At 68.1% G+C, this 9840-nt stretch carries 8 protein-coding genes and 2 pseudogenes; 6 read left to right on the top strand and 4 right to left on the bottom strand.

The annotated features are described in order from the left end of the window. Window positions 1–228 (bottom strand): annotated as a pseudogene (locus ACDELDRAFT_RS15045) (permease); the annotation flags it as partial. Window positions 229–567: 339 nt separating this feature from the next. Here ACDELDRAFT_RS15045 and ACDELDRAFT_RS15040 point away from each other — a divergent pair. Both ACDELDRAFT_RS15040 and ACDELDRAFT_RS15035 read left to right on the top strand, forming a co-directional pair. Then, on the top strand, window positions 568–2253 hold the full coding sequence (locus tag ACDELDRAFT_RS15040; RefSeq protein ID WP_005798300.1) for an AMP-binding protein: 1686 nt from the start codon (window positions 568–570) through the stop codon (window positions 2251–2253). Between the two features lie 26 nt (window positions 2254–2279). Further along, window positions 2280–3206, top strand: a complete 927-nt coding sequence (locus tag ACDELDRAFT_RS15035) for an MBL fold metallo-hydrolase (RefSeq protein ID WP_005798299.1) — start codon at window positions 2280–2282, stop codon at window positions 3204–3206. A 151-nt stretch (window positions 3207–3357) separates the two neighbouring features. Here ACDELDRAFT_RS15035 and ACDELDRAFT_RS15030 read toward each other — a convergent pair whose 3' ends face one another. Further along, on the bottom strand, window positions 3358–5343 hold the full coding sequence (locus ACDELDRAFT_RS15030) for a lytic transglycosylase domain-containing protein (protein WP_005798298.1): 1986 nt from the start codon (window positions 5341–5343) through the stop codon (window positions 3358–3360). 14 nt (window positions 5344–5357) lie between these two features. Between ACDELDRAFT_RS15030 and ACDELDRAFT_RS15025 the strand changes: the two genes are divergently transcribed. Beyond that, window positions 5358–5930 (top strand): 5-formyltetrahydrofolate cyclo-ligase, encoded by a 573-nt coding sequence (locus ACDELDRAFT_RS15025; RefSeq protein WP_005798296.1) that lies wholly within the window; start codon window positions 5358–5360, stop codon window positions 5928–5930. 131 nt (window positions 5931–6061) lie between these two features. After that, window positions 6062–6745: a glutathione S-transferase family protein gene (locus ACDELDRAFT_RS15020; RefSeq protein ID WP_005798294.1), complete on the top strand. Its 684-nt coding sequence runs from the start codon at window positions 6062–6064 to the stop codon at window positions 6743–6745. 11 nt (window positions 6746–6756) lie between these two features. Here the strand turns inward: ACDELDRAFT_RS15020 and ACDELDRAFT_RS15015 are convergent, their stop codons facing one another. Then, window positions 6757–7218 carry a hypothetical protein gene (locus ACDELDRAFT_RS15015; protein WP_005798292.1) on the bottom strand — a complete coding sequence of 154 codons (462 nt, stop codon included), beginning with the start codon at window positions 7216–7218 and terminating at the stop codon, window positions 6757–6759. A 98-nt stretch (window positions 7219–7316) separates the two neighbouring features. On the opposite strand from ACDELDRAFT_RS15015, the gene ACDELDRAFT_RS15010 reads away from it, so the two are divergent. Beyond that, a complete protein-coding gene (locus ACDELDRAFT_RS15010) occupies window positions 7317–8558 on the top strand; it encodes a multifunctional CCA addition/repair protein (RefSeq protein WP_005798291.1) in 1242 nt (413 codons plus the stop codon). A 47-nt stretch (window positions 8559–8605) separates the two neighbouring features. Here ACDELDRAFT_RS15010 and trxC read toward each other — a convergent pair whose 3' ends face one another. Continuing rightward, window positions 8606–9043 carry a thioredoxin TrxC gene (gene trxC / locus ACDELDRAFT_RS15005; protein ID WP_005798289.1) on the bottom strand — a complete coding sequence of 146 codons (438 nt, stop codon included), beginning with the start codon at window positions 9041–9043 and terminating at the stop codon, window positions 8606–8608. A 145-nt stretch (window positions 9044–9188) separates the two neighbouring features. On the opposite strand from trxC, the pseudogene otsB reads away from it, so the two are divergent. Further along, window positions 9189–9840: pseudogene (gene otsB, locus ACDELDRAFT_RS15000) on the top strand (trehalose-phosphatase); the annotation flags it as partial.

The following is a 9840-nucleotide window of genomic DNA, read 5'->3' as shown; positions in this document are numbered from 1 at the left end:
CCACCACGCCATCACCACCTGCGCCAGCGGCGGCCGCGGCGCGGGGTCGGCCCGGTTCACGCGCCACATGGCCACGAACTGCAGCCCCAGCACCAGCCCAAAAACTGCCAGCGCGGCAGCCACGCCCGCCAGCGCCACCAGCGGTGAGCGCGGCCACTGCCACGCCAGCCACGCGAGGGTGGCCAGCACATTGAAGAAAACCACCTTTTGCTGCCAGCGTGCGTTCATGGATTCGAGGGTGTTGCAAATGAAAGAGGAAAGAGGACGCGCCCGGAGCACAAGGCCGTGCTGCAAGCCACGCCCCCATTGTGCTGCCATGCCTGCTGGCCCTTGCCGGCCGCCGCTGGGGCCCATCCCGCGACACCTCGGACGTGCGGGCGGGGCCGACAGCCCTGAACGCAAGGCCCGGTACTGACACCCTTTGCCCTTCGCATGCTGGCCCGACTGTCGCCTGCGGGACGAAAGCGGCGCGCACCCTAGGACAAGCCCGGTAGCCGGCCCGCGCCACCGCTTCCACAATCTGTGCCCACACCTACTTCCCCCTACCGGAGCACCTGAGGAAACCGCATGGAAAAGATCTGGCTCAAAAGCTACCCCCCGGGCGTTCCCCACGACGTGCAGCCCGAGCAATACCGCTCGGTGGCGCACTTCCTGGAGGAATCCTTCCGCAAGCACGCCTCGAGCCCGTTTTCGGTCTGCATGGACCAGTGGATGTCCTACGGTGAACTCGATCGCCTCTCGGGGGCCCTGGGCGCCTACCTTCAAAGCTTGGGGCTGGAGCCCGGTGCGCGCGTGGCCATCATGCTGCCCAACGTGCCGCAGTTTGCCGTCACCATGGCCGCCGTGCTGCGCGCGGGCTACACCTGCGTGAACGTGAACCCGCTCTACACCGCCCGCGAACTGGAGCACCAGCTCAAGGACTCGGGGGCCTCCGCCATCGTGATTCTGGAGAACTTTGCGCACACCCTCAGCGACATCATCGAGCACACCGCGGTGCAGCACGTGGTGATGGCGTCCATGGGCGACCTGCTGGGCGCGGTGTATGGCCCCTGGATCACGTTTGCCGTGCGCCATCTGGCCAAGATGGTGCCTGCCTACGACCTGCCCCTGTCCAATGGGCGCAAGGTCGTCACCTTCAAGAAGGCGCTGTCGCTGGGCGAGCGCCGCACCCTGGCACCCAGCCAGGCCACGCTCGAATCCATCGCCTTCCTGCAATACACCGGCGGCACCACAGGCCTGTCGAAAGGCGCGGTGCTGACCCACCGCAACATCGTGGCCGCCACGCTGCAGGCCGAGGCCTGGTTCACGCCAGCGCTGTCCAAGGTGGGCGATCTCAGCAAGGCCAATAGCATCGCCGCGCTGCCGCTGTACCACATCTTCGCGCTCACGCTGTGCCTGCTGGCCATCCGCCAGGGCTCCAGCCTCACGCTGATCCCCAACCCGCGCGACATTCCGAAATTCGTCGAGGTGCTCAAGAAGCGCCCCTTCCACATGCTGCCCGCCGTGAACACGCTGTTCAACGCGCTGCTGCAGAACCCGCAGTTCAAGACGCTCGACTTCTCGCACCTGTGCGTGTCCCAGGCGGGCGGCATGGCGGCGAGCGAGGGCACGGCCAAGCAGTGGCAAAAGGTGACGGGCAGCACCATGATCGAAGGCTGGGGCATGAGCGAGACCTGCGCCATCGGCACCAACAACCCGGTGACCAACACCGAGTTCTCGGGCTCCATCGGCCTGCCCCTGCCGGGCATCGACATCGCCATCAAGGACGATGCGGGCAACAGCCTGCCCCAGGGCGCCTCGGGCGAGATCTGCATCCGCGGCCCCAACGTGATGGCGGGCTACTACAACCAGCCTGAAGAGAACGCCAAGGCCTTCACCCCCGACGGCTTCATGCGCACGGGCGATATCGGCATCATGGACGCGCAGGGCTACACGCGCATCATCGACCGCAAGAAGGACATGATCCTGGTGAGCGGCTTCAACGTGTTCCCCAACGAGCTGGAGCAGGTCATCAGCCTGTGTCCCGGCGTGGTCGAGTGCGCGGCCATCGGCATTCCCGACGAGAAGCAGGGCGAGGCCATCAAGATCTTCGTGATCAAGAACGACCCCGCGCTGACCGAGGATGAGGTGGCCAACTACTGCCACGCCAACCTCACGGGCTACAAGCGCCCCAAGTACATCGAGTTCCGCGACGAGCTGCCCAAGAGCAACGTGGGCAAAATACTGCGGCGCGAACTGCGCACGGCCAAATAGCCCATTCACTCACATATCCATAGCAAATGCCGCATACCCAGCCTGCGCCACCACCAGATATCACGGTGCTTGAGCGCGGCTGGCTGTCGGCCAACAACATCCTGTTCCACGGGCGGCACGGCACGGCGGTGGTGGACACGGGCTATTGCGCCCACGCCAACCAGACGGTGGCGCTGGTGCAGGGCGCGCTCGGCGGCCGCGCGCTGGAGCGCATCCTCAACACCCACCTGCACAGCGACCACTGCGGCGGCAACGCCGCCTTGCAGCAGGCCTGGCCCGGAGCAGAAACCGCCATCCCGCCAGGGCAGGCCGCCCAGGTGCGCCACTGGGACGCCTACGCGCTGAGCTACACCCCCACCGGGCAGGAATGCCCGCCCTTTCGCTTCGACACCGTGCTGCAGCCCGGCACCACCACGCTGCTGGGCGACCGGCCCTGGCAGGTGCATGCAGCGCCGGGGCACGACCCGCATTCGGTGGTGCTGTTCGAGCCGCAGGATCGCCTCCTGATCTCGGCCGACGCACTGTGGGAGAACGGCTTCGGCGTGGTCTTCCCCGAGCTGGAGGGCGACAGCGCTTTTGCCGACGTGGCCGCCACACTCGACCTCATCGAACACCTGGCGCCGCGCACGGTGATTCCGGGCCACGGCCCGGTGTTTGCCGACGCAGTCCGCGCGCTCGACGGCGCACGCCGCCGCCTTGACGGCTTTGCGCGCAACCCGGCCAAGCATGCGCTGTATGCGGCCAAGGTGCTGCTCAAGTACAAGCTGCTCGAATGGCAGCAGACCCCCATGGCGGATCTTCTGGCCTGGGCCCAGGCCACGCCGTACTTCGGCATGCTGCACACCCGCCACTTCGCCGACCAGGCCGAGGCCGAATGGCTGGAGAGTCTGGCCGCCGACCTGGTGCGGTCGGGTGCGGCCGTGCGCCAGGGCGAGTGGCTGCACAACGTTTGACACCACCCGGTGAGAGAGCCCGCCGGGTCAGTGCCACCAGCGCGGCTCCGCGCGGTTTTTTGCATCAAAACAGGCGGTAGCGCTTGCTACGCAAGCGCCATAAGCTCTCTATTCCATAGCAACCAGCCACCAACCTGGCGGGTGGATCGGGTCAGGGCAGGTCGGGATTCGCCTCGGGCGCAGCCACATCGCGCGGGCCGATCGTGCCGAGGCGACTCTTGAGCGACTGGGGCTGGCCCGTGAGCAGCGCGGCGTAGTTGGTGGTGTTGGCCAGCACCTTCTTCACGTAGTCGCGTGTCTCGGCAAAGGGCACGTTTTCGGCCCAGATAGCGGCGTCGAGCACCGGGCCGTTGCGCCAGCTGCGCGGGCGGCCCGGGCCGGCGTTGTAGGCGGCCGCTGCCATGGCCATCGACCCCGCGAAATCATCCAGCGCCAGCTTGAGGTAGGCCGTGCCGATGGTGATGTTGGTGTCGCGGTCGGTGATCTGGTCGGGCGTGAAGCCGGTGAGCCCGATCTTGCGGGCCGTCCAGCGCGCGGTGGCGGGCATCACCTGCATCAGGCCCGAAGCGCCCACGCCCGAGCGCGCATCCATCACGAAGCGGCTTTCCTGGCGGATCAGGCCATACACGTAGGCCGGATCAAGTCCGATGCCCTGCGCGCGCTCCACCACGGCACTGCGAAACGGCGTGGGAAAGCGCTGCGCCGCATCGGTCACGGCCTTGGTGCGCTCACTGGTGTTGATGCAGCGGTCCCACACTTCGCGCTGGCAGGCAAAGTCGGCCGCGGCCAGCAGTTCGCGGTCGCTCATGCCGCCGGGGGTGTGCAGGTTGGTGGTGTAGTTCCATTCGCGCACCCCTTCGCCACGCAGGCCCAGCAGGATGGCGTAAAGGCCCCGGTTAAGCCCCGGGTTGGCGCGCGCAGCCGCCTTTTCTTCGGCGGTGAGCGGGGCCGGCGCGGGGGGCGTTGCAATGCGCTGGCCCAGCTCTTCCAGGGCCAACTGCTCGTAGAAGCCCCGCGTTCCGGCAATGCCTTCGAGCAGTTGGCGCGCTTCGGCGCGCTCGGCCTCGCTGGGCTTGCCTGCGAGCAGCGCGCGGGCCTTCCAGTAGACCCAGGTGGTTTCCTGGCGGGCGTCGTCCCCCATCGCATCAATGGTTTTGCGCACCGCCTTCCACTGGCCGGCACGCAAGGCGGCACGCGCCTTCCAGCCCAGGATATCGTCGTTCAGGTCGCCATCGCGGCTCACGTTCGCGAAATAGTCCATGGCGTCGGGCGACAGCTTCTGCGCAGCCTGCTTGCCGATCACGCCCCACACCCAGTTGCGCTCTTCGGGCGACAACTGCCCGCCCCATTTGGCGTCCAGCTGGTTGGCAGCGGCCTGCGGGTCGCCGGCGGCCAGCCGGATGAGGGCCAGCACCACCAGTTCCTGGCGCATCTTGCCGCGTGCGGTGGCGCGGCCCAGCAGGTATTTGGTGGGCGAGTCGAACACCTCACGCAACTGGGGCAAGGCGTCGGGCGCCACGATTTCCACGGCATTGCGCACCACGCGCGTACGGTTGGCTTCGGCCGCCAGGCGCGCCTTGCGCCACACATCGAGCACGCCCAGCTTCTTGTCGGCGAACAGCTGGCTGGCCGCATGGGTGCAGCCGTCATCGGCGTCGCGCAGCGCATACCAGTTGCGCCGCACCTCGTCGGCGGCGCTGGCGGGCGCGCTGCCCTTGATCTGGTCGATCAGCAGGGCGTAGCAACGCACCTCGCGATCGTCCGACATGCGGTAGCCCGGATGCAGTTCGGCAAACTGCGCCCAGTCGCGGCGCTGGCCCAGCAGCAGCAGCCAGTCGTTGCGCAAGCGGTCTTCCTGGTAGCTGCCGGCATAGCGCTGCAGGAACGCCTGCACCTCTTGCGGCGTGGCCTCGGCCAGGCGCACTTTCAGTTCCCAATAGGCCGCCCAGGGCTCCAGCGCATGGCCGCGTGCGGCGGGCAGCAGCTGTTCGAGCTTTTTACGGTCGCCTTTGCGGAAGGCCTGCTGCATCTCCAGCAGGGTATCGTCGCCACGGTTTTGCGCCTGGACCAGGGGCGCGGCACCCGCCAGCACGGTGGCGGCAAGCAAGGGTGTCAGAATCGCTCTGAGAAATTGCATGGGGGAATTATGTGATGGACAAAGCAGCCCTTCGGCGCGCATTGATAGAAGAACGCCTCAACATGCCCGATCGCCTACAGCGGGCCGACTTGTTACAACAAGTGATGCGCATCTGGCTGGTGAACCGGCCCGACACCGTGATCGGCGCCTACTGGCCCATCAAGGGCGAGTTCGACCCCCTGCCCGCCCTGCACCGCTGGAAGGAAGACGGCGAATTGCTGGACGAACCCCTGCGCCGGCGCATCGGCCTGCCGGTGGTGAACAAGCAGCACAAGACGCTCACCTTCCACGCCTGGCACCCGGGCTGCCCCATGGAAGAAGACGCCTACGGCATCCCCAAACCCAAGGACACCGAGGCCATCGTGCCCACACTGCTCTTCGTGCCCTGCGTGGGCTATGCCCCCGGCGGCTACCGGCTGGGCTATGGCGGCGGCTTCTACGACCGCACGCTGGCCACCCTGCAACCCCGGCCCTTCACGGTGGGCCTGGGCTTCACGAACGGCTACCTGGACGACTTCGAGCCCGAGGAGTTCGACCTGCCGCTCGACGCCATCCTGAACGACAACGGCGTGGTCTGGCCGGTGTGAGCCGGTGCGGCGCGGGCGCTGATGCGCCCGGCGCATCATTCGTGCGGTGTTTTCGCATCGCTGCGGCCGGCCACTGCCGCTAGCATGGCGGGCTGACCGCTTTTCTCTGTTTTCCATCGACAGGTGCCCCCATGCTCAAGCTCTACATCGGCAACAAGAACTACTCGTCCTGGTCCATGCGCCCCTGGGTGCTGCTGCGCCAGGCCGGCATCGTGTTCGAGGAAGTGCGCGTGCGCTTCGACAGCTTCGAGGCCGACTCGCAGTTCAAGCGCGCCATCGGCGCTGTGAGCCCCACGGGCAAGGTGCCCGTGCTGGTCGATGGCGACCTCGTGGTGTGGGACACCCTGGCCATTGCCGAATACGTGGCAGAGACCCATCCTGAACAGCACCTCTGGCCCCAGGATGCCAAGGCGCGCGCCCGCGCCCGCAGCGTGTGCGCCGAGATGCACAGCGGCTTCACCGCCCTGCGCGGCAACTGCCCCATGAACATCGAGGCCGACCTTGCCACCACCGGCGCCCTGCTCTGGCGCGACAAGGCGGCCGTGCGCGCTGACGTGCAGCGCCTGGTCGAGATGTGGACCGACCTGCTGGCGCAATACGGCGGCCCCCTGCTGTTCGGCGAGTTCACCATCGCCGACGCCTTCTACGCCCCGGTCTGCATGCGCCTGCACAGCTACGGCCTGCCGGTGCCACCGCATATCCAGGACTACGTGCAGCGTGTGCGCCAGTTGCCCGGCGTGAAGGCCTGGATCGACGAAGCCCTGACCGAGCAGGACTTCCGCGCGTTCGAGGAGCCCTACCGGCTCCAGCGCTGACCCCGAGCGCTTTACCCCTGCCGGAACTGCTTGCGCAGGAACGGCTTGTGGCGGGCGATATGCGCCATCTGCGCGGGGGCGATGGTGCCGCCCAGGTCCACGCCGTCGCCGTTGAGCACCTCGTTGGCGTGCTGCAGGGCGCGCGCCACCACTTCGGCCTCGTCCACGCCCAGTTGCGTGGCCAGATCCAGCGCCACGCGCCTCATGGCACGCTGCGACAGCATCCACATCGCGCCAAAGGCGTCCCATGCGGCGGCGGCCTCCTGGGCCTTTTCACGGTCGGCAAGGATCTCGTTCAAGGGCTTGGCCAGCACTTCCTGCAAGGCCTCCACCTTGGCCTGCAGGGCCTCGAACTGGGCCTCGCGCTGCAGGGCGGCTGCGGCGGCGTTGGCCGCGGCATCGGGGGCGGCAGGCACGGGCACGCTGCCGTCGGGGTTGAGTTGTGCAATGGTGAGGGAGGACGTCAAGGACATGGATTCAGACTCCGGCAAGCCGACGGACCGGTGAGGGGTGGCCACTATACGGCCTGCTTTCAAGGCGCCGCAGGCAGGCATTGACCTAAACTGCTCGCATGCAAATCTACATGGTGGGGGGCGCGGTGCGCGACCGGCTGCTGGGCCGCCCCGTGAACGACCACGACTGGGTGGTGGTGGGCGCCACGCCCGAGCAGATGCTGGCGCTGGGCTATCTGCCCGTGGGGCGCGATTTTCCGGTTTTCCTGCACCCTGAAACCCGCGAGGAATACGCCCTGGCGCGCACCGAGCGCAAGAGCGGGCGCGGCTACCGGGGGTTTGTGGTGCAAAGCTCGCCCGACGTGACGCTGGAGGAAGACCTCTCGCGGCGCGATCTCACTATCAATGCGATAGCTTCCAGCGCAGACGCATCGGGGGCTACAGGCCTTTTTGACCCCTATGGCGGCGCCCGCGACATCGCAGCGCGCGTGCTGCGCCATGTGACCGACGCTTTCCACGATGACCCGGTGCGCATCCTGCGCGTGGCGCGCTTTGCCGCACGTTTCACCGATTTTTCGGTGGCGCCCGAAACCCTGGCGCTGATGCGCTCGATGGTGGCGCATGGCGAGGCCGACCACCTGGTGGCCGAGCGCGTGTGGCAAGAGTTGGCGCGCGGCCTGATGGAAGAAAAGCCCTCGCGCATGTTCGAGGTGCTGCGCGCGTGCGGTGCGCTGAAGGTGGTGCTGCCCGAGGTGGACCGCCTGTGGGGCGTGCCCCAGCGCGCCGAGTACCACCCCGAGGTGGACACGGGCGTGCACCTGATGATGGTGCTGGACATGGCCGCGCGGCTGCAGGCGCCGCTCACCGTGCGCTTCGCCTGCCTCACGCACGACCTGGGCAAGGGCACGACGCCGCTGGATGCGCTGCCGCGCCACATCGGCCACGAGCAGCGCAGCGCCCGCCTGCTCAAGAGCCTGAGCGAGCGCCTGCGCGTGCCCACTGAATGCCGCGAAACGGCCGACGTGGTGGCACGCGAGCACGGCAACATCCACCGCAGCGCCGACCTGGGGGCGGCAGCCCTGGTGCGCCTGATCGAGCGGTGCGACGCCATCCGCAAGCCGGCCCGCTTCGACGAGATCCTGCTGGCGTGCGAGTGCGACGCACGGGGCCGCCTGGGCTTTGAGGAGGCGCCCTACGCCCCGCGCCAGCGGCTGGGCGCGGCGCTGGCTGCCGTGCAGTCGGTGGCTACCAGTGTGATAGCTGCGCGCGCAGCAGAGTCGGGCATCACAGGGCAGAAAGTGGGTGAAATGATCCACGCCGCGCGGGTGCAAGCCGTGGCCGGCTGGCTGGCCGGCACCTGAATCTCTGCACCACGCGCAGCGCTCGTGCGCTCAGGCTCCAAAAGCGTTCAGCCCACCGAGCGCACCCAGCGCACGATGTCGGCGGCGCCCAGCGCCCCCGAAATGCGCGCCACCTCGCGCCCGCCCTTGAACAGCACCATGGTGGGAATGCTGCGGATGTTGTAGGGCGCAGCCACCTGCGGGTGGGCTTCGGTATCGAGCTTGGCCAGGCGCACGCCCGGCTCCAGCTCCCGAGCGGCCTGCGCAAACGCGGGCGCCATCTGGCGGCAGGGGCCGCACCAGGGAGCCCAGAAATCCACCAGCACCGGGATATGGCTGCGCCCCACGTGGCGGCTGAAGCTGGCGGCATCGAGCGCCAGCGGCGCGCCGGTGAACAAGGGCTGATGGCAGCTGCCGCAATCGGGTGCGCTGCCCAGCTGGGCGGCCTGGACGCGGTTGGTGGTGTGGCAGTGCGGGCAGACGATGTGCAGGGCGTCGGTGGTCATGGCGGTTGTGGGGTGCGGCAGACGCACCGGGCAAGAGGGTGATGGCGCTGTAGCTGCGGTCCCCGGGGCGCTTTTTCAATGCCTACACCGGCTTGGCACCCCCGCCTACACGCCCACCGCCACAGGTTGCATATGGTTTGTGGCAATGCCCATACCGCCTTTGCCGACACCCCGCCACGCCCTGTTTCTGGATTTCGACGGCACGCTGGCCGACATCGCGGACCAGCCCCAGGCCGTGCAGTTGCGGCCCCAGGTGCTCCACACCCTGCCAACGCTGCATGCGGCCCTGGGGGGCGCCCTGGCCATCATCACCGGCCGCACGCTGGCCGACATCGACCGCTTTCTCAGCCCCTTGCGGCTGCCCGTCGCCTGCGAACACGGTGCCCAATACCGCCTGAACGCAGGCATCCGCAGCGACGCACCCGTGCTGGACTGGGAGCCGGTGTTCTCGGCCCTGCATCCGCTGCTGGAACACCACCCACAACTGCTGCTGGAAGCCAAAAGCGCCGGCCTGGCCCTGCACTACCGCCAGGCGCCGCACCTCGAGGCCCTGTGCCGCCAGACGCTGCAGGACGCACTGCCCGCCGTGCCGGGGGCCGAGCTGCTGCAGGGCAAGTGCGTGCTGGAGATCAAGACCGCCGGCCCCACCAAGGGCCGTGCCATCGCACGGTTCATGCAGGCGGCGCCGTTTTGCCGGGCGCTTGCCCCTGTTCCTGGGTGACGACGCCACCGACGAAACCGGTTTTGCCGCCGTGCAGGCCCTGGGCGGCCTGGGCGTCAAGGTGGGCGATGGGGCC

This window comes from Acidovorax delafieldii 2AN, assembly GCF_000175235.1.
Taxonomy (GTDB): Bacteria; Pseudomonadota; Gammaproteobacteria; order Burkholderiales; family Burkholderiaceae_C; genus Acidovorax; species Acidovorax delafieldii_B.
The sequence above is the reverse complement of the archived record's forward strand: the minus strand, read 5'-3'. Positions and strand labels throughout refer to the sequence as shown.